General features: G+C 50.3%; 25 protein-coding genes and 1 pseudogene. 19 read left to right on the plus strand and 7 right to left on the minus strand.

Annotation, left to right across the window (positions count from 1 at the left end):
• Window positions 1-66 precede the first annotated feature (66 nt).
• The 4 genes from IPL32_01605 to IPL32_01620 form a co-directional block, all read right to left on the minus strand.
• On the minus strand, window positions 67-1,032 hold the full coding sequence (locus tag IPL32_01605; GenBank protein MBK8464503.1) for an SDR family oxidoreductase: 966 nt from the start codon (window positions 1,030-1,032) through the stop codon (window positions 67-69).
• A 12-nt stretch (window positions 1,033-1,044) separates the two neighbouring features.
• On the minus strand, window positions 1,045-2,343 hold the full coding sequence (locus tag IPL32_01610) for a UDP-glucose/GDP-mannose dehydrogenase family protein (GenBank protein MBK8464504.1): 1,299 nt from the start codon (window positions 2,341-2,343) through the stop codon (window positions 1,045-1,047).
• 116 nt (window positions 2,344-2,459) lie between these two features.
• Window positions 2,460-3,164, minus strand: a complete 705-nt coding sequence (locus tag IPL32_01615) for a hypothetical protein (GenBank protein ID MBK8464505.1) — start codon at window positions 3,162-3,164, stop codon at window positions 2,460-2,462.
• A 96-nt stretch (window positions 3,165-3,260) separates the two neighbouring features.
• Window positions 3,261-3,848 carry a hypothetical protein gene (locus tag IPL32_01620; protein ID MBK8464506.1) on the minus strand — a complete coding sequence of 196 codons (588 nt, stop codon included), beginning with the start codon at window positions 3,846-3,848 and terminating at the stop codon, window positions 3,261-3,263.
• Between the two features lie 336 nt (window positions 3,849-4,184).
• On the opposite strand from IPL32_01620, the gene IPL32_01625 reads away from it, so the two are divergent.
• The 13 genes from IPL32_01625 (at window position 4,185) to IPL32_01685 (ending at window position 15,984) form a co-directional block, all read left to right on the plus strand.
• Window positions 4,185-5,219, plus strand: a complete 1,035-nt coding sequence (locus tag IPL32_01625; GenBank protein MBK8464507.1) for a substrate-binding domain-containing protein — start codon at window positions 4,185-4,187, stop codon at window positions 5,217-5,219.
• A 64-nt stretch (window positions 5,220-5,283) separates the two neighbouring features.
• Complete coding sequence (locus IPL32_01630) at window positions 5,284-6,243, plus strand: ROK family protein (GenBank protein MBK8464508.1); 960 nt, start codon at window positions 5,284-5,286, stop codon at window positions 6,241-6,243.
• A gap of 47 nt (window positions 6,244-6,290) precedes the next feature.
• Complete coding sequence (locus IPL32_01635; GenBank protein ID MBK8464509.1) at window positions 6,291-6,578, plus strand: nucleotidyltransferase family protein; 288 nt, start codon at window positions 6,291-6,293, stop codon at window positions 6,576-6,578.
• Window positions 6,575-6,907: a DUF86 domain-containing protein gene (locus tag IPL32_01640; GenBank protein ID MBK8464510.1), complete on the plus strand. Its 333-nt coding sequence runs from the start codon at window positions 6,575-6,577 to the stop codon at window positions 6,905-6,907. Before IPL32_01635 ends, IPL32_01640 begins: the two co-directional genes overlap by 4 nt.
• Before the next feature lie 12 nt (window positions 6,908-6,919).
• Window positions 6,920-7,087 carry a hypothetical protein gene (locus IPL32_01645; GenBank protein MBK8464511.1) on the plus strand — a complete coding sequence of 56 codons (168 nt, stop codon included), beginning with the start codon at window positions 6,920-6,922 and terminating at the stop codon, window positions 7,085-7,087.
• 668 nt (window positions 7,088-7,755) lie between these two features.
• On the plus strand, window positions 7,756-8,238 hold the full coding sequence (locus IPL32_01650; protein ID MBK8464512.1) for a ribosome maturation factor RimP: 483 nt from the start codon (window positions 7,756-7,758) through the stop codon (window positions 8,236-8,238).
• A 45-nt stretch (window positions 8,239-8,283) separates the two neighbouring features.
• Window positions 8,284-9,756, plus strand: coding sequence for a transcription termination/antitermination protein NusA (gene nusA, locus IPL32_01655; GenBank protein MBK8464513.1), 1,473 nt, complete (start codon window positions 8,284-8,286; stop codon window positions 9,754-9,756).
• A gap of 42 nt (window positions 9,757-9,798) precedes the next feature.
• Window positions 9,799-12,531, plus strand: a complete 2,733-nt coding sequence (gene infB / locus IPL32_01660; protein MBK8464514.1) for a translation initiation factor IF-2 — start codon at window positions 9,799-9,801, stop codon at window positions 12,529-12,531.
• 76 nt (window positions 12,532-12,607) lie between these two features.
• Window positions 12,608-12,973: a 30S ribosome-binding factor RbfA gene (rbfA, locus tag IPL32_01665; protein MBK8464515.1), complete on the plus strand. Its 366-nt coding sequence runs from the start codon at window positions 12,608-12,610 to the stop codon at window positions 12,971-12,973.
• A gap of 78 nt (window positions 12,974-13,051) precedes the next feature.
• Window positions 13,052-14,008: a bifunctional oligoribonuclease/PAP phosphatase NrnA gene (locus IPL32_01670; GenBank protein MBK8464516.1), complete on the plus strand. Its 957-nt coding sequence runs from the start codon at window positions 13,052-13,054 to the stop codon at window positions 14,006-14,008.
• Window positions 14,009-14,079: 71 nt separating this feature from the next.
• Window positions 14,080-14,661 carry a cob(I)yrinic acid a,c-diamide adenosyltransferase gene (cobO, locus tag IPL32_01675; protein ID MBK8464517.1) on the plus strand — a complete coding sequence of 194 codons (582 nt, stop codon included), beginning with the start codon at window positions 14,080-14,082 and terminating at the stop codon, window positions 14,659-14,661.
• Window positions 14,662-14,692: 31 nt separating this feature from the next.
• Window positions 14,693-15,265, plus strand: coding sequence for a phosphatidylglycerophosphatase A (locus IPL32_01680; protein ID MBK8464518.1), 573 nt, complete (start codon window positions 14,693-14,695; stop codon window positions 15,263-15,265).
• Entirely contained in the window at window positions 15,262-15,984 is a 723-nt protein-coding gene (locus IPL32_01685) for a DUF1835 domain-containing protein (protein MBK8464519.1), read from the plus strand. The genes IPL32_01680 and IPL32_01685 overlap by 4 nt, the downstream gene beginning before the upstream one ends.
• Here the strand turns inward: IPL32_01685 and corA are convergent, their stop codons facing one another.
• Window positions 15,985-17,037, minus strand: a complete 1,053-nt coding sequence (corA, locus tag IPL32_01690) for a magnesium/cobalt transporter CorA (GenBank protein ID MBK8464520.1) — start codon at window positions 17,035-17,037, stop codon at window positions 15,985-15,987.
• 77 nt (window positions 17,038-17,114) lie between these two features.
• Between corA and IPL32_01695 the strand changes: the two genes are divergently transcribed.
• The 5 genes from IPL32_01695 (at window position 17,115) to IPL32_01715 (ending at window position 24,360) form a co-directional block, all read left to right on the plus strand.
• The gene (locus IPL32_01695; GenBank protein ID MBK8464521.1) at window positions 17,115-18,746 is read left to right on the plus strand and encodes a phosphoglycerate dehydrogenase; all 1,632 of its coding nucleotides are present in this window, start codon (window positions 17,115-17,117) and stop codon (window positions 18,744-18,746) included.
• Window positions 18,747-18,794: 48 nt separating this feature from the next.
• On the plus strand, window positions 18,795-21,410 hold the full coding sequence (locus IPL32_01700) for a serine/threonine protein kinase (GenBank protein MBK8464522.1): 2,616 nt from the start codon (window positions 18,795-18,797) through the stop codon (window positions 21,408-21,410).
• Window positions 21,411-21,743: 333 nt separating this feature from the next.
• A complete protein-coding gene (locus IPL32_01705; GenBank protein MBK8464523.1) occupies window positions 21,744-22,658 on the plus strand; it encodes an ATP-binding cassette domain-containing protein in 915 nt (304 codons plus the stop codon).
• Window positions 22,655-24,007 carry an ABC transporter permease gene (locus IPL32_01710; GenBank protein ID MBK8464524.1) on the plus strand — a complete coding sequence of 451 codons (1,353 nt, stop codon included), beginning with the start codon at window positions 22,655-22,657 and terminating at the stop codon, window positions 24,005-24,007. Before IPL32_01705 ends, IPL32_01710 begins: the two co-directional genes overlap by 4 nt.
• A gap of 92 nt (window positions 24,008-24,099) precedes the next feature.
• Window positions 24,100-24,360, plus strand: a complete 261-nt coding sequence (locus IPL32_01715; GenBank protein ID MBK8464525.1) for a GlsB/YeaQ/YmgE family stress response membrane protein — start codon at window positions 24,100-24,102, stop codon at window positions 24,358-24,360.
• Window positions 24,361-24,372: 12 nt separating this feature from the next.
• Here the strand turns inward: IPL32_01715 and IPL32_01720 are convergent.
• Both IPL32_01720 and IPL32_01725 read right to left on the minus strand, forming a co-directional pair.
• Window positions 24,373-24,978, minus strand: a pseudogene (locus tag IPL32_01720) (DUF1211 domain-containing protein).
• Window positions 24,975-25,379, minus strand: coding sequence for a hypothetical protein (locus IPL32_01725; GenBank protein MBK8464526.1), 405 nt, complete (start codon window positions 25,377-25,379; stop codon window positions 24,975-24,977). The pseudogene IPL32_01720 and the gene IPL32_01725 overlap by 4 nt, the downstream one beginning before the upstream one ends.
• Window positions 25,380-25,442: 63 nt before the next feature.
• Between IPL32_01725 and IPL32_01730 the strand changes: the two genes are divergently transcribed.
• Window positions 25,443-26,390: a threonine/serine dehydratase gene (locus IPL32_01730; GenBank protein MBK8464527.1), complete on the plus strand. Its 948-nt coding sequence runs from the start codon at window positions 25,443-25,445 to the stop codon at window positions 26,388-26,390.
• Window positions 26,391-26,392: the final 2 nt, after the last annotated feature.

A 26,392-nucleotide genomic window follows, 5' to 3' on the forward strand; every position in this document is an offset into this window, starting at 1 on the left:
TGTTGGAATACACAAGCCCGCACATAAGTGAGGGCTACACATTCAAGTTGAGTGTTCCGCCCTTACTTACGTTCGGGCTTGTGCAAAGCGACTCGATTTCCACCAGTTGATCGTTTCTCTCAAACCCTCTTCCAGCCCAACCAGTACCGAATAGTCGAGACACTCGATCGCACGCCGGTTGTCGGCCTGCGAGTGTTTGACATCACCGTTCCGTGGCGGTTGATAATCGGCAACTGAGTCTGTGGTGTTCGTGATTGTTCTTAGGATGGTCAAAAGTTCATTAAGCGTGATCCGTTCGCCGTTCGCGACATTGATCGTCTCACCAATACCTACTTTCGTTTGAGCGGCTTTGATGTTTGCATTCACGACATTGGCAATATACGTAAAATCGCGAGACTGTTCGCCGTCACCATAAATTACCGGCATTTTTCCAGCCAGTAGAGCGTCGATGAAACGTGAGATCACACCGGAATACATCGAGGCAGGGTTTTGCTTCGGACCGAACACATTAAAATATCTGAGCGAGATAGTTTCAAGGCCGTAAACATTATTGAAAACGCGGCAATAATATTCGCCGGTCAATTTTGCCGCGGCATAAGGTGAAAGCGGGTCAGGAAGCATCGTTTCGACCTTTGGCAATATAGGCTGATCACCGTAAGCCGAACTCGAAGCGGCATAAATGAATCTTTTGACTCCAACGTTCCTTGCTTTGTTGAGAAGATTGAATGTTCCGTCAACGCACACACGATGTGTCTCAGCAGGATCTTCGACCGAACGCGGCACGCTGGGAAGAGCCGCCTCGTGAAAGACGATCTCGGCACCATCAATAGCTTTGCTCAGAGCGTCTTCATCGTTAATATCGCCTTCGATAAAATCAAAATCGCCTTTAATGTCTTCCAGGTTTTCACGAAATCCAGTCGTCAGGTCATCGATGATCGAAACGCGGGCACCCTGCCGGATCAATTCCGCGGCAAGATTTGATCCGATAAATCCTGCACCACCAGTGACTAGTACTTTGCTGGTAAACGCCATTCCTATCAATTCTTAACGACCTACCCCAACGTACTCAAAACCAAGCTCGCGCATATCGTCGGGTTCATATACGTTGCGAAGATCGGCAATCTTTGGTGCCTTTAAAAGTTTCTTCACCCTTTCCATATCGAGCGCTCTGAACTGGTTCCATTCTGTGATGATGACCATCATATCCGCTCCGGTGATCGCATCGTATTCATCAACTGCATACTCGATATCGGGCAGGACGTGTTTCGCCTCGGCCATAGCGACCGGATCATATGCCTTTACAGAGGCACCACGTTTTATTAATTCCTTAATAATGTCGGTCGCGGGCGATTCGCGCATGTCGTCGGTTTCCGGCTTGAACGAGAGGCCGAGAACGCCGATCTGCTTGCCGGTCAGCCCGCCTGCCATTTTCTCGATCTTAGGGATCATTGCGTCGCGCTGTCGCTCGTTCGCTTCGATAACAGCATCGACGATCAAGGTTTCGACCCCAAATTGATCTGCAACGGTCGTCAATGCTCGAGTATCTTTTGGAAAACATGAACCGCCATAACCTGGTCCTGGATGCAAAAACTTGCGGCCAATTCGATTGTCCATTCCCATGCCGCGGGCGACATCGTGAACATCGCAACCGATCGCATCGCACAGATTGGCGACCTCATTAATAAACGTGATCTTTGTCGCGAGAAACGCGTTTGCGGCGTATTTGATAAGTTCCGCAGCTTCGAGCGAGGTAATGATGATCGGAGTTTCGATAAGGTAGAGCGGCCTGTAGAGATCCTTCATCACCTCGATGGCTCTAGGCTCGTTGCTGCCTATGACGACGCGGTCGGGGCGCATAAAATCGGTGATCGCAGCACCTTCACGGAGAAATTCCGGATTGGAAGCCACGCCGAATTCAGTCGGAGTAGCCACATTTTCGCCGACAAACTCTTTTAGCCATTTTCCGGTCCCGACAGGAACGGTCGATTTTGTGACCAATACCTTGTAACCGTTCATCGCATTGGCGACATCCTTTGCCGCCTGACGATAATAGCTCATGTCGGGCGTTCCATCTTCTTGCGGCGGAGTGCCAACAGCAAGGAAGACTACCAGAGCTTTTTCAACCGCGCTTTTAATGTCAGTCGTAAAGTGAAGGCGGCCAGCCTCAACATTCTTCTCAACTATGGCATCCAATCCAGGCTCATAGATGGGAATTACGCCCTTATTCAGCTTTTCGACCTTAGCAATATCAACATCAACACAGGTGACGTCAACGCCAAACTCTGCAAAACATGCCCCAGTAACTAAACCTACATATCCGGTTCCAATAACAGCTATATTCATAACTTATAAAAATAACAGTAATATCGATCTTGTTCCAGAATTCACAAGTATAAACAAAATTATGCGGGCCATATATAAAACATGACCCGCATTTCGGTACAAGAGAAAATATCAAATTAGGAGTTGGTACTGATAACAGGACCACCGCTGCCATCGGTATCATCTTCCTGAGTAGCCAAGAAAATTGCAACACCTGCACCGCCAGCCGCTAAAAGAAGCAGCCAAGGCAAGCCCGCTATCGCCGGACCTGGAACTGAATTAGGACGCAGACACGGAGCACAGCCTTTCTGTACGAGATTACCCGCAACAGCAGACGTTCCTGCAACTACCTGTTTGTCTGTAGAACCGATCTTCATGGTGACAAGTCCCGTTGTCGTATCAACGTGAGTGTGTGAACACTCAACATGAACGAGGAAGTTATCAGCTTGTGACGAATCCGCTATAACCGTTGCATCTCTCGTAGTAACAGTCGCGGCAACGCCTGCTGACGTTGACACGCGAGTCTGGCCCTCGGCCAAGGTTGCGACGATGCTGCCTGCGGAGAATATCAGTGTCACATTCGAATCGGCAAGCACTTCAACGCGGCCGAGTTTTCCGAGGCTGACAACTGCACTTGAACCAGCGCCGGCAGCGATCACCGCGCCGGAAAGTATGGTTGAACTAGAAACGGCAGGCTGTCCGTTCACGGTCACCTGACCGGTAACTGTGATCTCCCCTGTTTGATCGACTGGTAACGCAAATGCGACCATTGAATATACGCACCAGACCGCAGCGGCCGTAGTTAATGTAACAAACTTATGAAATTTATTTTTGCCCAGCATGTGACTTAATCTCCTCCTGAATCGAATCCTATATAAAAACATTACCTTGCGGCTATGCCTTTCGGCAATTCCGTTTGCAAGAAAGTATAAAACTAATTAGTTCACGGGGCTAACAGTCACACCCGTACCAAACTTGTTCTCGTTGGTCTGTGACGTTGCCAGAACAATACCCGTAACCGCTCCGCCAAAGATCAGAGCATAAACCCACCAGTTGTTGCTGGATGTTCCCGCTGCCGAATTGTTTGACGCTGTTGCTGAACCCGCAGTTGCCGTCTCACCCGCATTGAGCGTTACAACTTCACCGTTTACGGTTTTAACGCTAACACTCTTCGCAGCATTGAGAACCGAAATGCTTCCAGATGCGAGGTCACCGCTAATGCCATCATTATCGAAAGATAAAGTAAATGTGGTGTCTGAGCCAAGCTGAACGCGTCCGGTCTGGCCTAGGTTAATGATCGCTCCGGCGCCTTCGGGCGTCGAGATCGTGCTGGATGAAAAAATCGTGCGGCCGCTTTTAACAGCTTCGCCGTTAACTGTAACTACAGAAGTTTCGCTCGTTCCCGTAACCACTATCTCACCGGATGCCCGTCTTGCTCCGCCTAGTGCCACCATCGAGAATGTCGCGAGTAAAATGACCGTCAGGCACATCGTAAGTGCCTTATGAAACAACGATTTGCTATTCATAGTTCTCCTCTTGTATCGTTTCAAAACTAATAATTTCAAAAAAAACAACCTACAATGTTTTTACACGAATTACCGGGCGATGTCAATAAAACCGCACCCAAGCCGCGTAAAATAACAAAATAACGAACTTCGGGTCTACAAATGTCTAACCTGAGGTTTGATAAATATTTATAACACAGTTAAGCCGCATTTCAAATGTGGATTTCAAAAAAACGACCTGTTTGATTTAACATAGCCTAGTTAATTGGCGACTTTCGAGTAGGACTCTTGCTCCGCGGTAGATTTTTTTTCTAATCGGTCCAGTTCTATTCGTTTTTTGGGAGAGGAAAGATAGATATGAAAGCTTTTTTATTACTTGCGCTCTTTATTTTGACTATTGGCACGGCCTGTTCAAGCTCCCCTAAAGAAAAAAAGATCAGGATAGGTTTTGCGATGGACACCTTAAAAGAAGAAAGGTGGCAGCGCGACAAGAACGCATTTGAGGCACAGTGCAAAAAACTGGATGTCGATTGCCAGATAACCGTCGCTGACAATAAAGCAGACAAACAAGCGAACGATGTCGATAACCTTTTAACAAAAGGTATAGATGTGCTTGTAATTGCACCACACGACGCTACTCAAGCAGCTTCGATGGTAGATAAAGCAAAAGCTCAGGGCGTCCCCGTCATCAGCTATGACCGGCTGATCAATTCAGACAAGATCGACGTTTATGTTTCGCATCAGGTACCGGTTATCGGCAGAAAGATCGCCGAGTATGCTCTTCAAAAGATACCGAAGGGCAATTATGTGATGGTTTACGGAGCCTCGACCGACAACAACGCTGTTATTATGAAGAAGGAACAGCTTGCCGTTCTTCAGGCTGCTCTCGATAACAAAGACATAACAATAGTCGCTCAAGATTTCACGCCCGACTGGAAACCTGAACTCGCACTGAATTTCGCTGAAAACGCCCTAACGCAAAACAAAGACAACATTCAGGCATTCGTAGTCTCCAACGACGGCATGGCAGGCGGCGTGATCTCGGCGCTGGAAAAACGCGGCCTTGCGGGCAAGATTCTTGTCACAGGACAGGACGCAGGACTCGAAGCCCTGCAAAATATTGCTCAAGGACGGCAAACAATGACGGTCTACAAACCGATCATTCCGCTTGCAAATGCCGCCGTCGATGCTGCAGTCAAGCTTGCAAAAAAAGAAAAGCTCGATACAAAGCCCTTTATGAACGATGCTATCGGAAAAGAAATTCAGGCTATCCTACTCGAAGTAATGACCGTCGATAAATCAAATCTTATGGATACAGTAATAAAGGATGGTTACGCAAAATTTGAAGACGTATATAAAAATGTTCCCGAGGCTGATAGGCCGAAGAAATGATAAGAGTTGAGCTGGCAACGATAGCTGGCATTTAACAGTTATATTGCTAAATCCCATTTACTAAATGACCAATGAAGTTGTTTTAGCCGTCGACCTCGGCGGAACGAATTTGCGAATGGCGACGGTCGGACATGACGGACGGATATTTTCTCACGCCAAAACCGAGACCGAAAAAGCGAACAATCCAATTACTTTGTTAACTGCGTTGTCAGAACTCGCAGACGAATGTCGTGCATCGCTCACATCCGATCAACAGATCGTCGGCATCGGTGTTGGAGTTCCGGCAAACATAACACCTGACGGCGTGCTTCAAAATCTTCCCAATCTTCCATCTCTCGAAGGAATGAATCTCAAGGCCGATCTTTCTGCCAAATTCAACTTCCCTGTCGTTCTCGAAAACGACGCGACGGCTGCTGCTATAGGCGAAAACTGGCTTGGAGCGTCTAAAGACGTTCGCGATTCGATAATGATCACGCTCGGCACCGGCGTCGGCGGCGGCATTATTATTGATAATAAATCACTCCGAGGCATCGACGGCACAGCCGGAAAGATCGGCCACATCTGCGTCGAACCCGACGGCCATCCATGCGGCTGCGGCAGCAACGGCTGCATCGAACAATACGCCTCGGCCACCGCGATCGTGCGGCTGGCAACCGAAGCCGGCCTCGATGTTTCAACATCACTCGACGTCTATGAACTCGCGACCGGATCGGACATTCCGCATTCCGAACTCCGCATTCCGCATTCTGCTGAGACCGCTCAAGCTGTTTTCAACAAAATGGGACGCTATCTCGGCATCACGCTCGGCGGCCTTGTAAACACATTAAATCCCGAAATGATCGTCATCGGCGGCGGCGCTGCGGCTGCCTGGGATGCTTTCATCGATCCTCTCACTGCTGAACTGCACTACCGAGCCTTCAACGAACCCGCCGACCGCGTCCAAATCGTCCAAGGCACCCTCGGCGACAACGCAGGCATCCTCGGTGTTGCTCGGCTAGGGTTTAGCAAGACCGAGAAAACATAGATTTAAATCTTTTATTGCTGTAACATTTAAGATCTGATAGTCAACACATGAACTCTGGAATACTTCAAGAAAAGCGAACGGAAATACTAAAAATAGCTAAGAGTCACGGCGCGTTTAACGTTCGTGTTTTTGGGTCTTTTTCTCGAGGAGATGCCGACGAAAACAGCGATTTCGATATTTTAGTGGATCTTGAAAAAGGACGAAGCTTAATTGATATGGGCGGGCTTTTGATGGAACTCCAACGGCTGCTCGGTCGGCCCGTAGATGTCGTTACGGAACGCGGCCTGCGTCCTCGCATCCGCGAGCGCATACTACGCGACGCTCGATCAATATGAGAGATGATAAAGAGCGTCTTCGCGACATTCTCGAAGCTATCGAACGCATAGAAAAATACACTGCTCAAGGTCGCTCGGTGTTTGATGAAGATGAACTTATACAGACATGGGTTTTGCATCACCTGCAGATCATTGGCGAAGCCGTCAGATGGTTATCCGCAGATACAACAACTACTGCACACGAAATAGAATGGGAAAAAATTGTAGGCATGAGGAACATCCTCGTTCATAACTATTTTGGCATCGATACAGAGATCGTCTGGGCCGTTGTCGAAAACGATCTACTAAATCTGAAAACGAGGATCAGAGCATTTCTTGAGAACAATTGATTGTCATCTGCGGTGGAGATTGAAACCGCATGGGACACCTTCATTGAACCGCTAACCACCGAACTCCGCTGCCGTGCCTTCAACGAACCCGCCGACCGCGTACAAATAGTCCGCAGCAAACTAGAAGACAATGCAGGCATCCTCGGCGTCGCTCATTCGGTTTTCTCTCCAGATCTATAAACGCCTCCGCCACGGCCTTGCCTTGAGCCCGAGTAGCGGGCGACAGCACCCGCTACGCGGACGTAAGACATGAACGCACCGCATTCGTAAATTGAGCCGGAGTTAAGGCCGCATCGCTCCTTTTTCCCTAAAAGGTGCGAAATGCAGCAAACACATTCCGTGGCCGGCGGTGACTGGCGGTGGTTGTCGAGGCGGCTGTTTTGCGGGCGAGGCGGCGAAATCGACGGAGCTAGCCGGTGGTCGACTAGTGGAAATCGCAAAAAACGACATTTTTAAAGCTCAAATTGTCTTAAATATAAAATTTTTCCGATGGCTTTTTGGGTGTCTCCGATGGCATTTTAGGGGGTCTCCGATGGCTTTTTGGGGTCGCAAGATGGCTTTTTTAGCCGTTACCAACGCCGCAAGTGGCGTAAACGACTGAATAATAGATACTTACATATTTTTTATAGTAGAATATGCCAAATTTCCGCCGGCCCCTCCGAAACCACCTAACCCGCCTCGGTCAGCTCGATCTGAGTTCTATTAGGAGCAAAAACGCGGTGACGGTGCGATCTGTCACTCTTTACCTTTGCAATATTGGTTAATTTTGGTACTATGTTCTTTGCTTACAAGGGCTGGAACACGAGAAGTGGGTTTCGCACCCACTTTTTTATTTGCCTTGAGGAAAGATGGACAAGCATTTGATAACTGAATATGTCAGGAAAGTCGCCGAAAAAGCGGCGTCCGATGCCGGCATTGAACTTGTTAATGTCGAGATCGCGGGAACCAAGCGTGATGCGGTTGTTCGCATATTTATTGACAAAGAAGGCGGCGTGACAATTGACGATTGTTCGGCTATTTCGCGGGCCGTCGAAGATGTGCTCGACAGCGAGGACATTATCCCGTCGAAATACGTACTCGAGGTTTCGTCGCCCGGCATTGAACGCGAACTGTATTCGCTCAAGGACTTTGTTAAGTTCACGGGCCACATGGCAAAGGTTAAATTGAAAACGGAGATCGACGGTCAAAAGACGTTTGTGGGAACGGTTACAACGGTTGACGGTGACACGATCACCATCGACGATCGAACCAAGGGAAGCACGGCTTTTAGCTATTCCGACGTTAGTAAGGCAAATTTGAAGATCGACCTTGCAAAAGAATTTAGCCGTTAACACGGCAACAGACATTATGTATAAACGATTGAGCGTAGAGAAGTTATGACAGCATCAGCATTATCATCCATCGGACAGAGCATAGAAATATTGTGCACCGAACAGGGCCTTGACCGCGATATGGTCATCGAGGCAATGAAGGACGCCGTGCGCGCCGCTGCCCGCAAGCAATTTAAGGCTAAGACTGGTGACAGCGTTCAAGTCGAGTGGAATGCCGAGGAACAAGACCTCGAAGTTTCGGCGGAAAAAACTGTCGTTGAAAATGTCGAGGACCCGCTTACTGAACTTTCGCTCGTAGATGCCCAGGAAATGGCGGGTGACGAGGTCGAGATCGGAGACATGCTTTTGATCCCTCTCAATCGCGAGGACATGGGCCGCATCGCAGCCCAAACCGCAAAGCAAATACTCGTCCAAAAGGTCCGCGAAGCGATCCGCGAAAAGGTTTACGAAGAATATATCGACCGCAAGGGCGAATTAATCAACGGTATGGTCAAACGCTTCGAACGCGGTGATATGATTGTCGATCTCGGTAACAATCTCGAAGCGATCATTCCGAAATACGAACAGTCCCGCGGCGAAATGTGGAATCAGGGCGAACGAATTCGCGTTGTGATCGTTGACGTGTCGCGTGAGCAAAAGGGACAGCAGATCAAATGCTCTCGAGCTTCATCGGAGCTGTTAAAACGGCTGTTTGAGATGGAAGTTCCTGAAATATATGACGATACCGTCGTGATCAAATCCGCCGTTCGCGAACCCGGCGACCGTGCAAAGATCGCCGTTACATCGAACGAAAAAGACGTCGATCCGGTCGGAGCCTGCGTCGGTATGAAAGGGTCGCGTGTGCAGGCGATCATCAAGGAATTACGCGGTGAAAAGATCGATATTATCGAGTGGTCGGACGAGCCTTCGGTGTTTGCGGCTAACGCGCTTTCGCCGGCAAAGGTTTCGCAGGTGCGAATTACCGACATCGACAATCGCTTGATGGAAGTCATCGTCGGCGAAGATCAATTGAGTCTTGCAATCGGTAAGAAAGGTCAGAATGTTAGGCTCGCAACGCGTCTGGTCGGCTGGGAGATCAAGATCGTCAGCGAGGAAGTGGTCAAGAAAGAAGTTGCCCGTCAAATGGGCAAACTTATGGCCTCCGGCGAAGCGGTGCCGCTTACAGCTCTGGAAGGCGTTACATCGTCTCAGGCTGAGATCCTTGCAACTAAAGGCATCAGCGATGTTGTAGCCCTTGCTGCGGTATCGGTTGACGACCTCGTCGACTATCTCGATGTTAGTCTCGACAAGGCAGAAGCTATCCGTTCGGCGGCGGCTCTGATCGTTGAGCTTCGGAACACAGAGACCGAAGAGGGCAGTGAAACTGAAGCTGTTGAGGGGTCAAGTGAAAATACTGATGAAGCTCCGGACGAAAGTTCATCAGAGGAAACCTCCTCAAACATTGAGGAAGAAATCGAAGGTCCGGAAACTGTCATAGAACCGGAATCCGAAACGGACAATGCTGAAGAAAAGCCATAATTTACTTTTTCTACAGCCCGACAAAGTTAGAATTGATTAAATATGCCGACTGGTAAGAGCATCCGAATTTACGATCTCGCACGCGAAGTCAAACAAGACACAAAGCGCGTGATGGAAGATGTGCGCCGCGAAGGAGCTGATGTCAGCGTCGCGTCCAATTCTGTGAGCCACGAGATCGCTGAGAAGGTTCGCAATAAATACTTCCCAAAGACCGAGACCGCACCGAAACGTGCCATCAAGGTCATCAAAAAGTCGGCGGCAATTGAAGAGCCTGCAGCAGAGGAAGTCGAGACTCCTGTCGTCGAGGAGATCGCCGAGCCTAAGCCAAAATCCAAATCGGCAGTTGTCGAACAAGCACCGGCCGAGCCTGAAGAAGAAACGGCCGTAGCTCCGCAAGTCAGAAAGCTTACTAAGAAAGCGGCAGCCAAAACGGTTGAAGTTGAAGTTGATGCTGAGATTGAGGTTGAGGCAGAACCGGAAAAGACGACGACCGTTAAACGTCTTACAAAATCTAAGGCCAAGATAGTAGAGGCCGAGGAGATCATATCCGAGGCATCAGAAGAAACAACGCCTGAAAGCACGCCTGATGCTGTTAAGGCTCCTGCCGCAAGCCCGACAGGCACAACGGTCAAGCGGTTAACTCTCAGCCCTGACGCCCTTAAACAAGGCATCAAACCTGGTGACAAGCTTGTCAGCGATGCTCCGACCAAAACCGGAAGCCTTGTAAGTGAAAGGCCGCGTGGCGGAGACGATCGCGGTCGTCGGCCCGAATTTCGCGGAACGCCGGGCGAAACTGCCGCACCTCAGATGACCTACACGCCTCCGGCAGACAATCGCCGCAGGCCTGGCCGTTCTGGCGGCAGGAAAGGCAAAGATGATAAGGGCGGCAAATGGGCAGAACGCGATCTAGACGCTCCGCAAAAGCGATCTATCGAAGAACGCGTGATGGATCAGGTCGGTGCGGTCGATCTCGACAATAAGAAAACTGCTCGCCTCACAGAAGGAGCGACCGTTCGCGAATTTGCCGAGGCACTAGGCATTACACCGCGTGACATCGTTCAGCTTCTAATCAAACGAGGCGTATTTGCAACACTCAATCAACCTATCGGCGAAAAAATGGCGACCGAGTTGGGCCTTGATTTTGGATATGCTGTGAGTTTTGTTCCTTTCGAGGAAATGGTTATCGAGCAGGAATTCGAGGAATTGATCGCCGCCGATGCCGACGATATTGAACTTCCCCGTGCTCCGGTCGTCACTGTCATGGGACACGTCGATCACGGAAAAACATCGCTGCTCGACGCTATTCGTTCTGAAAACGTTGCCGAGGGCGAAGCAGGTGGAATTACACAACACATCGGAGCTTACAGTGTGAACGTGCCAAACCCGGATGCTCCCGGTGAGGAACGCCGCGTCGTGTTTCTCGACACGCCTGGTCACGAAGCTTTTACCATGATGCGTGCTCGCGGTGCGAAAGCGACCGACATCGTTATTTTGGTTGTAGCTGCGGATGACGGCGTGATGCCGCAGACGATCGAAGCAGTCGAACATTCAAAAGCTGCCGGCGTTCCGATCATTGTCGCGATCAATAAAATAGATAAGCCGGACGCGAATCCGGATAAGGTCAAACAAGGACTCGCCGGACTTGGCCTGCAGCCGGTCGATTGGGGCGGTGATACAGAAATGGTCGCAGTCTCTGCCAAAAAGCACGAAAATCTCAAGACGCTGCTCGACACCGTTCTGCTTCAAGCCGATATTCTTGAATTGAAAGCGAGCCCTACACGTCGAGCTTCCGGTGTTGTGCTCGAAGCGAAATTGGACAAGGGCCGCGGAGCCGTTGCGACCGCTCTTGTGCAGCAAGGAACACTGCGTGTTGGCGATCCTTTTATTGTTGGTCAGTTTTCAGGTAAGGTTCGTGCAATGTTCTCTGATCGCGGCGAGGCAGTGACCGAAGCCGCTCCGGCGACGCCGGTCGAGATTCTCGGCCTACAAGGTGTTCCGCAGGCTGGCGATACGTTCCAGGTTGTATCCGATGTCGAACGTGCTCAAACTATCGCCGGACAGCGACAGATGCACGCACGTCAGAGTGCGATGCTCAAGACCACAAAACGCGGTATCGAATCGCTCGGACAGGTCGAGATCAAAGAGCTTTTGGTCATTCTCAAGGCCGATGTGCAAGGTTCAGTCGAAGTTCTCAAGGGAACGCTAGAAAAACTGTCGACGGAGAAGGTAAAGGTTCGCGTTATTCGTGCGGGTGTCGGTGCGATTGCAGAATCGGACGTTTTGCTAGCTTCGGCTACACAGGCTGACGATGCATCGACTGCGGTCGTTATCATCGGATTCAATGTTCGCCCCGAAGCACGGGTTGCTGATATTGCAAGACACGAAGACGTCGATATTCGGTTGCATTCGATCATTTACAAAGTCGAAGAAGAGATCAAGGCCGCGATGATCGGAATGCTCGACGCCATCGAGAAAGAAACTATCCTTGGCAAGGCCGTCGTTCAGGAAACGTTCAAAGTCTCGAAGATCGGAACCATTGCGGGTTGCCGCGTAATCGACGGCTTGCTCCGCCGACAGGCAAAAGCAAGGTTGATCCGCGATTCTGTCGTTGTTTGGGAAGGCGACATCGCCACGCTCAAACGATTTAAGGATGACGTGAACGAGGTCAAGAATGGTTTCGAATGCGGTATCAGCCTCGTCAATTTCAACGACATCAAAGTCGAAGACGAGATCGAGGCATTTGTGATAGAAAAGTTCGCAGCTACTGAGCTTTGATAATGGAAAACTGAAAATGGAAAGTGGAAAGTGTTTTTGATCTTACGTTTTCCATTTTCCATTTTCCACTTTGTGTATGCGTCGGCCTGAGCGTTTTGCGGAAGCGTTAAAAGAAGAGATCGCGGAGGTTGTCGGATTCGAATTGGACGATCCGAGGCTTGAGATGGTCACAGTGACCGACGTTGTGGTTGCTCCCGACCTGAGAGACGCGAAAGTATATGTTCTCATTCGCGGCAGCGAAGACGAGATCAACAGTGCTTTAAAAGCGCTGCATAATGCTGAGACATTTGTTCGTCAGCAGGTGACATTAAATTTAGACCTTCGGCATGCTCCTCATGTGCATTTTGTACGCGACACCGCCGAAGAAAACGCCTCGCGTATAAGCGAGATCCTCGATGATCTCACCGCGAAGGGTGAAATAAAAGAAAAGGATGAGGGATGAAGGATGAAGGATGAAAGATGAACAAGATCTCGGTCATGTTTCATCCCTCATCCTTCATCCCTCATCCCTTCTGAACATGTGTTAAGTCAAGTAGTAGAGTTAATTGAAAATAAGAATAATTTCGCGATAACCACCCATATAAAGCCCGATGGCGATGGTGTTGGTTCTTCGCTAGGTCTTTGCTGGTTGTTGCGATCATTGGGCAAGAATGCTGAGGTCGTCGTTCACGGCGATGTGCCGCAGGCATACAGAAGCTTGCCCGGCGCCGAAGAAATTCGCCACGTCACTTCGATCAACGGCCAATACGATGCGGTCTTTGTCATCGAATGTTCCGACATTGACCGTCCAGGCATCGCCGGCCTCGAAAACGCATTTACCGTTAACATAGACCATCACGCCACAAGCGAGCATTTCGGCTCGATCAATTGGATCGACTCGACCGCATCCGCTGTCGGCGAAATGATCTACAACCTCTGCAAAGCGATCGGCGGCAAGATCACTCAGGACATTGCTGAATGCGTCTATATGGCGCTGGTCACCGACACAGGTTCCTTCCATTTTTCAAATACATCAGATCGCACCTTAAAGGTTGCGTCGGAACTTATCAAAGCCGGTGCAAAACCCTCGAAGATCGGTGAGGCCGTCTACAACAATTACCCTTGGTCGCGGATCGAGCTGATGCGGCAGGTTCTCGAAACGGTAAAGCGTGACGATTCCGGCCGTATCGCTTCGATGCGTCAGACGATAGCAATGCACGACGCAGCCGGAGCGGTCGATGGCGACAATAACGGATTTGTAAATATTCCACTGGCCGCTAAAGATGTTGTTGCCGTGGTTTACATGCGTGAGGTCGGCCCTAACCAATACAAGGCAAGCCTGCGTTCGAAAGGTGACATCAATGTTGCCAAAGTAGCCGAACAATTCGGCGGCGGCGGACATAAGAATGCCTCTGGACTAAGCATCGAGGGCGATTGGGACGAAAAGGAAAGGGAGATCGTCGCAGCTCTAAAGGTTGCTGCCGACAAACAAAATTAGTTCTTGGTGCAGACGCCCGCGCGTTAGCAGTGTCTTCTACATTTTATTTAATCCTGTCATAATTCTTTCAAATGCCTGAAAAACGCTACAAATGGCGGCGTGACGATTACCGCGAAAACACCAAGGGTTTGCTAATGCTCAACACCGGCGACGGCAAGGGCAAGACGACTGCGGCGATCGGCGTTATGGTCCGCGCGGCCGGACGCGAACTAAAATGCGCGATGATCCAGTTCATGAAAGCCAAAACCGACCGCTACGGTGAACACGAATCGCTGGAAAAGCTAGGCATCGAAGTTCACACGATGGGCGATGGCTTTACGTGGGACACCAACGACAAAACTCAGGACATCAAAACATCCGAGGAAACCTGGGCACTTTGCGTCGAAAAAATGCGCAGCGGCAAATACGAACTGCTCGTTTTTGATGAGTTGCTGTATGTTTTGAGCTATGGATTTCTCGATATCGATGCTGTCATTGCCGAGATACGCTCGGTTCGGGAGAAGCAGCCGCATCTGCATCTGATCCTAACCGGCCGAAACGTTGATAATGTTCTGGCGAAAATGATCGACGAAGCCGATCTCGTCACCGAAATGACCGAGATCAAGCACCCCTTCCACGCTGGTATTTTTGCTCAACAAGGGATTGAGTTCTAGTCAGAACCGGGAGCGATAGCGACTGGGTTTTATGAAACAGACCGTTGAAAAGCGAAATCCAAACGGAGTTATTGATTACATCGCTCTTGCGTTGACGACATTCGGCGTAGGTCTTATTCCGGGTGCGCCGGGAACATACGGTTCAATTGTTGCGGTCGCTATATATCTCATTATCGGCTGGGTGGAAGCGCCTGCAGCCGCCAGTGGTGCCGGTGCGGGATTGAGCCTCTCACTTGTTTTCTTTCTTATTTCCACTTTTCATTTGGTCATCAATGGAGTGGCCTTAGTCGCATTTAGTCTCGCCGGTATCTGGGCCTCAGGCCGCTCAATCCCGCTTCTTGGCAATGACGATCCTTCCGAAGCGGTCGTTGACGAAGTAATGGGGCAGTTGATCACATTTTGTTTTATTCCATTTGGACTTGGCTGGCCGTTCATCCTCGCAGGCTTTCTGCTTTTTCGGCTGTTCGACATTTGGAAACCGTATCCGATCAACAATCTGCAGAACCTTTCTGGCGGCCTCGGTGTTTGCGCGGATGACATTGTTGCGGGTGTTTACGCCGGTATTTGTCTGGCAATCGGATACGCGATTTATTTGGCGGTATGATCTATCACGTCTTACCTGGCGATGCTCAGGTGGAAGAATTTAAGAAAGCTGATATTGAAGGCGAAGTGATCGTCTGTCGCGAATGTTTGATCGTTGGCGACATCAATGCAGAAACGCTGCCCGAATTTTGGGAACAGCGTGCCCATTTCATTTTGTCGGAATACGGCGAAGACGAGATCGAGTATCACGAAAAAGTCGCTGACGAACTTGCCAAACTCCTCGACCTCGACGAAGGCGACGAAGTAAATCTATGGTTCGAATACGAGCTGTTTTGCAGCGTGAATATGTGGTTCTGTCTCTGGCTGTTGAGCGAGACGGGAGCAAGTGTGTATCGCGTCGAACCTATCGTGCGTTCGGAAGCAGACCGCTGGCTTGGTTTTGGAAAGCTCGCTTCTGACGACCTCAAAACGTGCTTTAATTCCCGTATTAAACTCCCTGCCGAAGACGTTGCTCTTGGTGCCGCGTTGTGGAACGCCTACCGCAAAAACGACAATGCAAAGCTCGCAGAACTTTCGACTTCAGTTTCTGCATGTTTTCCCTATCTTAGAGAGATATGCGAAGCTGCGATCGAAAAAGATACGCGTCCGGGCGAGATAATTGCAGAGATACAATTTGAGGGAAAGACAGAATTTGACGATTTGTTTGCTGAGTTCACGCGTCGGGCCGGGGTTTACGGCTTTGGCGATCTGCAGGTAAAACGACTGATCGAGCAGAACTAGCTAATCATTGACCCGAGTTCCGTGAATATCTGTGTCATCCTTTATCAATTCCACTTCCTTCTTAAAGATCCAACCTTTGTACCAAAAATAGCTCACCAATCCGATCGCGACAACCGCCATCAGGCCTAACGTTAGAAAATAACCGTAGCGAGTTTTTAGCTCCGGCATAAACTCAAAATTCATTCCGTAAACACCCGCAATAAAAGAAAGCGGCAGCCAGATCGCCGAAAAGATCGTCAGGAATTTCACGATCTCATTTGTCCTGTTTGCCGTCACGTTGAAGTGAATATCAAACAAGCTGTTCACAAGGTCGCGATAACTTTCCGAAAGGTCACTGATCCGCAAAAGATGGTCATAGAGATCACGAAAAAACGGCAAGACCTGCTCCGGTATCTGCGGAAATTCCCCGTGCGACATCCGCTGTAATACGTCCATCTGTCGAGCCGAAATCCTCTTCAGCCGCACAACGCTCCGTCGCAGGTCCATTATTTCTTCGAGGATCTTGTTGTCGGCCTTCTTCATCAAAAAGACGCGATCCTCGAAATTATTTACTGCATCTTCAAAGTCATCGATCACCGGCATATACAGATCAACGACGTTATCGAGAATCTGATGCAGCAGATAAGCCGGGCCGCGTTGGCAGGCAAAGGTATTTATACGAATTTGCTGCTTGAGAGCTTTAATACTCCTGAACCGCTCAAGATGAAATGTAACAAGAAAGTTGTCACCCAAATATCCATCAAGCTCCTTTGTCGTAAAGTTCGCAGGACTGGTAACGCCGGGCTTCACAGCGTGGACGATAAAGTAAAGATATTCGGCAAATGCTTCGACCTTCGGCTGATTGCGGGTTTCGACGCAATCTTCAACGGTCAGTCGGTGAAATTTGAAGTCATTGAGCAGCAGATCGGAGGCAAGCTCGATCTCCGGCACGGTTTCGCCAAGAAAGTCCACCCAGACGACATTGGTCTTGTCGGCAAGCAAGGCAGGCAGATCTTCACGCGTAAAGCCTTCCTCGACCTTGTCCGAACCTTGCCTGTAAACAAAAATTTCCATAATTGTCCGCTCAATCCCGAAATGCTAAGATTTCATCACAAGTTTTACCATTGACCGCTTACAACTAACAAATGGCTATTCCAATTCTACAGGTTTTCGTCGCCGATGACGTTAACGAAGACAAACTGGCGCCGCTTCGCGAAGCCGGAATTACTGTTATAAAAGAAACAAAGCTCGACGAAGCCGCGCTTGCCGAGCGAATGAAACGAGTTGACGGTGTCATCGTCCGTAGTTCGACTTATATAACAGCCGAGTTGATGGACAAGGCCGAGTGCCTGCGTGTCATCGGCCGTGCGGGCGTCGGCGTGGACAACATCGATGTCAAAGCCGCAACCCAACGCGGCATCGTCGTCATGAACGCTCCCGACGGCAACACCATCACCACCGCCGAACACACCATCGCGCTGCTCGTCTCTATGGCGCGAAACGTGCCGCAAGCGCATGCAAAATTACAATCAGGCGTGTGGGACAAAAAGAGTTTCGTCGGCGTCGAGCTTCATGGCAAAACGCTCGGCGTGATCGGCCTCGGACGCATCGGCAAACACGTCGCGTCGATCGCTCGCGGCTTTGGGATGCAGAACGTCGCCTTCGATCCTTTCACGTCCGCCGAACATGCCAAGGAACTCGGCATCGAAACCGGCACGCTCGACGAAGTTCTAAAACGAGCCGACTTCCTCACCATTCACACTCCGGTTACCGACGAAACGAGAGGCATTATCGGAAAAGATGCATTCGCCAAAATGAAGAAAGGCGTCCGCGTCGTCAACTGCGCTCGCGGAGGCCTCGTCGATGAAAACGCGCTGCTCGAAGCCATTGAAAACGGCACAGTTGCCGCAGCCGCTCTCGACGTATTTGCGACCGAACCGCTTCCCGCAGATTCGCCGCTGCTTGGTAATCCAAAGATCATCACGACGCCGCACCTCGGAGCCTCGACGACCGAAGCGCAGGAAGGCGTCGCTCTAACGGTCGCCGAACAGATGCGTGATTATTTGTTGGATGGCACGTTAAGAGGAGCGGTCAACGCTCCGTCGATGGCAGCCGCCGAGGTCGAAGCCCTTCAGCCTTTCATCGATCTCGCCGAACGCCTCGGCCGCTTTCAGGCGCAGATACTCGACGAAGGCGCGATCTCAAATGTCCGACTCGAATACACTGGCGAACTTGCCGAACGCGACGCCGCACCTGTGACCCGAGCGTTTCTCGCCGGCCTCTTGCGCGACGTGTCGGCCCGCGTCAATGTCGTCAACGCCCTGCTCATCGCCGAAGAACGCGGCATCGCCGTCACGACCTCGTACACCTCGTCACCACGCGGAGCCAACGCCGACATTCGGACCGCAGTCACTTCATCCGAAGGCGAACAAACCCTCGCCGGCCAAGTCTTCGCCAACGGCGAAGGCCGCATCACACGCATCGGCAATTTCGCGATCGAGGTCGCCGTCACTGGCATGTCAGAACCGGGAGCGATAGCGACTGGGTCAACCTCACAAAGCCTATTGGTCACAAAAAACCGCGACGTCCCCGGAGTCATCGGCCAACTGGGAACGACGCTCGGCTCCGCAGGCGTAAACATCAGCCGCTTCTATCTAGGCCGCCAAGAAAAAGGCGGCGAAGCCCTAGCCGTCGTCGAGATCGATTCCCCGCTGTCCGAAGACGTGCTCGATCAACTGCGAAAGATCGACGCAGTAATTTTAGTAAAACAAGTAAGACTCTAATTTCAGTTCTCAGTGCTCTCTGTGACTCTGTAGTGAATATCTCTTCTTATGGAAGACCCAACAAAACTAGACAGTTCCGGTAACGAGAACAAGACGGAGATCAAATCCAATACAACGGCCGATACCAAGACGGGCGAATTTGTCGCGGGCACTGTGCTTGCGAGTCGCTACCGCATCATTGGGCTCGTCGGTAAAGGCGGCATGGGCGAGGTCTATAAGGCTGAGGACATCAAGCTCTCACAGATGGTCGCTCTCAAGTTCCTGCCCGACAGCTACCAAAACGACACCGCTGCGCTCGAACGTTTTCACGGTGAGGTCCGCAACGCACGCCAAGTCTCGCACGTAAACGTCTGCCGCGTTTTCGACATCGGTGAGATCGACGGACGGCATTTCCTGTCGATGGAGTTTGTCGACGGCGATGATCTTTCTGCTTTATTGACGCGTGTCGGGCGGTTTACGTCGGAGCGTGCGGTCGAGATCGCTCGGCAGCTTTGCGTCGGGATGGAAGCGATCCACAAGGCCGGAATTCTCCACCGCGACTTCAAGCCCGGCAACATCATCATCGACAGCAAAGGCGTCGCTCGAATCACAGATTTTGGTATCGCCGGCGTCGAAGCCGAGATGAAAGGCGACAACATCCGAGCCGGCACGCCCGCCTATATGTCGCCCGAACAGGTCACCGGCAAAGGCGTGACCGTCCGCAGCGACATCTACGCGCTCGGGCTGGTCATTTACGAGATCTTCACCGGCAAGCAGGCGTTCATCGCGGACAACGTGATGGAACTGATCAAAATGCAGCAGACGGCGACGCCGACTAACGCGTCCGAGATCGTCAATGGCATCGACCCGCTCGTCGAAAGCGTCATCGCCCAATGCCTCGAAAAAGATCCAAAGAACCGTCCGCAAAGCGCTCTCCAAGTCGCAATGGCCCTGCCCGGAGGCAACCCGATGCAGATCGCCCTCGACGCCGGGCAAACGCCTTCGCCCGAGATGATCGCCGCGACGCCCGTAAGAGGAGCGCTAAAACCATTGGTTGCATTGCTTTGTCTGCTGGGCGTGATCGCGTCGTTGATCTCGATGGTTGTTATCAACGGCAGGTATAAGACCTTTAATCTGACTCCGCTCCAGAAATCGCCCGAAGCGTTGGCTGACCGGGCTGAGACTATGGTTAAGACTTTCGGCTATGGGGACAAGCCCGCCGACAAGCGGCACAATTACCAAAGCAAATGGGATTTTCTGAATTACGCTAAAGAGAACAAGTGGACGGATACGGCAGACCGTTTGCGGACGGGGCAACCTTACGAGATCTATTTTCTCTATCGCCAATCGCCGCGGCTTCTTACGAATTATGTTAGAAACGAGCCGGGCATCGCTGAAAATAATCCGCCTTTCGATGTACCGGGAATGATCAACGTCTCGCTCGACACGACAGGACGTTTGATCGAATTTAGAGCAATTCCCCCGGAAAATACGGCAAATCTTGCCGAAAGTCCCAAGGCCGATTGGACGAAACTCTTTACCGAAGCGGGATTGGATATCAACAAATTTGAAACGGTTGCGCCGGAGTGGACACCGCCGGTTTTTTCCGACGACCGAATGGCGTGGAAAGGGACGCTCGCCGATTGGACGGACATCCCGATCCGCATCGAAGCCGCCGCATTTCAAGGCAAGCCGGTTTATTTTCGTATCGTTCCGCCGTGGCAAAAGTCTTTAGCTGCGCAACCCGCACCGACATGGACCGTGATAGATCTAATTGGTCTGGTAGTCATTTTATTGGCTTTTGTGTCCAGCATTTTTCTGGTTTGGAGAAATGTTAGGTCAGGCCGGGCGGACCTTCGCGGAACGGGCAAGATCGCACTAGCCTTTTTCGTCTTCAATTTGATCTTTCAGCTTACTACTCCATCGCTTCATTTTGCCGATGTTGGCGCAGAAGTTTGGGTTGCGATCGACGCGATTCAGGCGAGCCTGTTTATCGGCATTCTCAGCGGCACTTTCTATTGTGCGGTCGAACCGTTCGTGCGGCGTTGGTGGTCGGAGATATTCATTTCGTGGAGCCGTCTGCTCGCCGGAGATTTTCGTGACCCGATGGTCGGGCGCGATATTCTGGTCGGGGCATTATTAGGGCTGGTCGCCAATTTATTGTTTGACAAGCTTGGGTTATTGGTCACGGAATGGCAACTTGGCATTCAGGTTGTCGATGCGAGTTACCATGGAATTAATAATGCCTTGACCGCGTTGGCCGGATTTCCCGGAGCTGCATTTGTATATTCTTCTCTCAATGCGTTGCTTATTCTGACGCTCTTGGTCGTTTTCTATTTCGTCTTTCGCAACAGAAAGGCGGCGATCGCGGTGCTATGTGTTTTTCTGGTGATGCTCAACGTAAATGATCTTCCTTATCAGTTAGGGCTGTTGTTTGTTTTGATTTTGGTTAAAAATATCCTGCAATTGGTTTCATTAGTTCGTTTTGGACTCTTGGCAATGATCGCCTGTCTTATCTTTCCCGACATCGGCAGCGGTCACGCGATGACGTTCGATACGTCGAGCATCTTGTTTCCTAATGCCATCGTGCAACTTACGCTACTGATCGGTATCGCAACTTACGCCGCTTACATCTCCGTCGGCGGGGCAAAGATGTTCGGCGGAAAGTCGTTTATGGGAGATTAAAGAACAAGATTTCACCACAAAGGCACAGAGAACACAAAGTTTTTAGAAATAGTTTAGATAGGTATATGTGAAAGTGTGATGAAATTTGTTTAGGCATTTTTGATTTTGCCTTTCTCAGTGAACTCTGTGACTCTGTGGTGAATATATCTTATGGAAGACCGGAGCTTCTATTTCCCCAGCACCGTCCTAATGGCCGCCTTCGCCCTCGCCGCCTACGCCTACTACATCACCCTCGCCGGCAAAACAATCTTCGACGACGGCAAGTTTTTCGATACCTCTAACTAAGTATGTTTAGCCTCGCCCGAGTCGTATGGTAATCTTTGTTGAGCTAATATGAGCGAACAAAATGTAACGCTTCGAGTCGAACGGGTCACGAAACGCTACGGCGATTTTACGGCGGTTGAGGACCTAAGTTTTGACGTACGTGCCGGGCGCGTGTTCGGATTTCTCGGCCCGAACGGAGCCGGCAAAACCACGACCATTCGAATGATCGTCGGCATTACAGCCCCTGACGAAGGCAAGATCGAGCTCTTTGGCGAGCGAATGTCCTCACATTTGCAAGACCGCATCGGTTATCTGCCTGAGGAACGCGGGCTTTACAAGAAAATGAAGATCGTCGATCAGCTCAGATACTTTGCAGCGCTGAAGAACGTGCCGAGTTCCCTTGCGGACAAACGCATCGATTTTTGGCTCGATAGAATGAACCTCGGCGACTGGAAAAAGAAGAAAACGACGGATCTTTCAAAGGGTATGCAGCAAAAGATCCAGTTCATTTCGACCGTCTTGCACGACCCCGATCTGCTGATCCTTGACGAACCGTTTTCCGGCCTCGACCCGATTAATGTTGAGTTTTTGGTCGATGTCATCGCAGAATTCAAGACTCAGGACAAGACGATAATCTTCTCAACGCACCTGATGGAAACCGCCGAACGCCTTTGCAACGACATTCTGCTTATAAACAAATCGCGAAAGGTCATCGGCGGCAGCCTGCGTGAGGTAAAGGCAAGTTACGGCAAGAATCGGATCGCGCTGCGAGTTATTGGCGGTGATTCGATACTCACTGACTCTGATCTCGTCAAAAGCATTGAGGACCACGCGGATGAGAGGTTTATCGAGTTGGCGTCCGACGTCGATTCTCAGATGCTTCTGAAAAAACTGATCGCTTCCGGAGCCGCGATATCGAAGTTTGAGGAGGTCGAGCCTACGCTTAATGATATTTTCATCGACCAGATCGGAGGGCCAAAATGAGAAAATTTCTCGCGGTCGTAAAACATGAATATCGGAAGATCGTTGTGAAATGGACGTTTCTGATCGGCACCGTGATGTTTCCGGTACTGATGGCGTGTTTTGCGGTGATTCCGGCGGTGATATTTTCGATCAAAGGCGAGCCAACGCGGATCGTTATCATCGACCCGTCAAATAAGGTCGTCACGCGGCTCAAGGCCAATCTGAGCAAAGAAAAGATCGCAGAAAAAAGCGAGCAGGCTGCAAAGGACGCTGACTTTGACATCACGAAATCGCAGAATGACCGCATGAGACAATCGGCCAAGCAAGTGGCCGAGGGCTTTGTGTTTATTGACTATAACGCAGCCGGAAAAAGCGCCGAGCAAATTCGATCCGACCTAAATGCAAAGGCTGTCGCCGACGAGATCGACGCTTATCTTTTGATACCCGAAAAATACACCGACGGCGATGCTAAATACGAATTCCTGTCGCGAAAAGCAGGCGACTTTGTCGCCGGCGACATTCTGCAGGACGCTTTGAGCGAGGCCGTTCATTCGCAGCGTCTGGCGGACTCAAACATCGACGAAGCAACGCTGAAGAACGCGAACAAGCCGATAAAGATCGATTCAAAATCCATCGACGAGAGCGGCCGCGAAAAAAATAGTGAGATGCTTTGGATCGCGTCGTTCGTGATCGGACTTCTCATTTATATCACCCTGACGATCTACGGCCAGATAATTATGGGAGCTGTTGTTGAAGAGAAAGAAACTCGTATAGCCGAAATACTCTTTTCATCAGCCAGGCCTTTTGAACTGATGCTTGGAAAGCTCGTTGGAGTTGGGCTCGCAGGCCTGACTCAAATGGGTATTTGGCTTTTGTCGATATTACTCCTTCTCGGCTTTTTGGCAATTCAAACGGACATGTCGCCGATAGCTAAAGGGCTGCCTCACATTACGCCGTTGATGGTCGGCTATTTTCTGATCTATTTCTTCCTCGGCTATTTTCTTTATGCAGCATTTTTTGCACTGATCGCTTCGATGGTTACGACCGTGCAGGAAGGCGGCCAGTTTTCTCTGCCGGTAACGATGACCATGCTTGCGAGTTTTTACTCCTCGTTCGCCGTCATACGCGACCCGAATTCGAGCTTTTCATTTTGGGTCTCGATCGCACCGTTCTTCGCTCCGATCACAATGCCGGTCCGAATTCTTGCCGAAACGCCGCCGCTCTGGCAGATAGGCCTTTCGGTACTACTCAACCTTCTTGCCATCACCGGCATGGTCTGGCTCGCATCGCGCGTCTATCGCATCGGAATGTTGATGTACGGAAAACGTGCGACGATCCCGGAAGTGTGGAAGTGGATACGACAAGCTTGATCAAGATGGGCGGAACCGTATAAGTTGCTGTTTCGTACCCATTGTGTTAAACCGTAGATGATTACCGAAGTTAAAGGAACAGGAGAAAATATATGATCGGACAACTTATAGGCGGATTGATCGTTGGAATAATTGCACGGCTCATCATGCCTGGCAAGGAAGCATTTCCTGATGGTGTAATCGGATGGGTCTTGACTGCGGTGCTCGGTATTGCTGGTGCTTTCGTCGGAGGTTTCATTGCAACATCTCTCTGGGCAGACAGCAATTACGCGGCAGGTTGGATCATGTCTATTATCGGCGCTCTTATCCTGTTGTTTATATTTAGGATGATAATGAGCAGAACGTCGAATTAAAAAGATAATTGATTACTCAGTTCGCTCGGACTCATGCGTGTTGCCAGAGAACATTCGCTCGATCCGGCTATCAGGAATAAACCACATCATCGCAACGATCGCGTAGATCGCATGTGAGATGTGTTCGTTTACAAAAGCCAGCCCTATTGCCAAGAGATATGCAACGACCGAGATCTTCCCTTTCAAGTCGTTCCCTATCGCTTCACTAAGGGTAGAGTTTTTCCCGCCTGAGTGATGAACGAGTTAATTTTGAAGTATCTGGTAAGCAAACCCTGAGAGGCACAAAACAACTCCGTAAACAGCAGTCGGTAAAGGCGCAAAATGATTTTCGCCCATCCAGCCAGTCGCAAAAGGGATGAGCGAAAGCCAGAAGAGAAGATGCATATTGGCCCAAAGCACCTTGCCATTGACGGTTCGCGTCGCCTGGAGCATATGGTGATGATTGTTCCAATAGATGCCAAGATATATAAAGCTCAAAATGTAAGCTAAAAAGGTCGGCAACAGCGGTTTTAGTGCTTCGAGATCTGTACCGTGAGGAGTTTTCAACTCTAAAACCATGATCGTCATAATAATGGCGATCACGGCATCGGAGAATGCTTCAAGTCTCGTCTTGTTCATGCGGCGGTCTCCGGCAATTCCATTTTCACGAGACCGTCAAACGCCACATGATAAGCAACCCCTTTCACCGGTATAGTCATTTCTTCTTCGGTCTTCCCATCTGAATTAGCGATGCCGACACTTGCGAAATAGCAAGATGCGCCGTGATCTTTTGCAAGCTGCACAAGATGGCGGAAAACTTCTTCGCCCTCGATGCGTCCACGACCTGGATACATCGCGGTTCGGACGACGAAGAATGCAAACTCACCATCTTTACCGGCGACGATTTGCGGATGCTCTTCGCGGTCCGCGTAAACATCGGCTGATTCCACCGTCCAGCCGGCCTCGATCAATTGTTTATAAACGATCTCGACGCCAAAAGCATGCACGTCGGACTCGATCATTAATTCAGGTTCGCTCATTAGGTCTATTTTAGTTGTCAAATAACAAAATCATAAACGCTCATCGTGATATATTTATTTTCGATGGACATCAACAATATAAAAGCTGCTGAAAGCCGCATTGCGTCTCATGTCAAAAAGACACCGCTCGAATACAGCACTACTTTGAGTAGTAGGCTCGGCACAAATGTTTATGTCAAATACGAGCTGTTCCAAAAGACCGGTTCGTTCAAAGCTCGCGGTGCATTTAACAAACTGCTCAGCCTTACCGAAGCAGACCTGAGCGGCGGCGTAGTAGCTGTTAGCGGCGGCAATCATGCACAAGCCGTTGCCTATGCATCTCGTATTCTCGGGCTCGATGCCGTCGTGCTAATGGCACAATCGACTCCGAAGTTCTATGTCGAAGCAACACGCGGCTACGGAGCGACGGTCGAGCTGCTGCCAACGATCGCAGATGCTTTTGAGAAAGCAAAAATCTATCAAGCCAAAGGCCGTGTCTTCCTCCATCCGTTCGATGACCCTTTGATAATGGCAGGACAAGGAACCGTCGGTTTAGAGATCATGGAAGACCTTCCCGACGCGACCGATGTGATCGTGAGCATCGGCGGCGGCGGCCTGGCTGGCGGAGTTTCAACTGCTGTCAAATCTATCAATCCAAAGACAAGAGTCTGGGGCGTTGAAACATCCGGAGCCGAAGCAATGTCACAGGCTTTGGCTGCGGGCCATCCGGTTGAAGTTGTAAACACGTCGATCGCGAAAACTCTTGGAGCACCTTTTGTAAGTGATACAACATTTGAGCTTGCCCAAAAATACCTGGAATCAGTAACCGTAGTCACCGATGACGAAGCCGTCCACGAACTCCTTTACATCTCAGAGCGCCTAAAGGTCATCACCGAACCCGCAGCATCATGCACGCTTGCCGCTGCGGAAAAATTGCGTGACAATTTCACATCTGAAAGCAAAGTCGTATTGATACTCTGCGGCGGAAACACTTCTATTGGTGACGTTTGCGGATATATGTCCGCCATATGAGC

The sequence above is a fragment of the Chloracidobacterium sp. genome (genome assembly GCA_016711345.1).
Lineage (GTDB): Bacteria > Acidobacteriota > Blastocatellia > Pyrinomonadales > Pyrinomonadaceae > OLB17.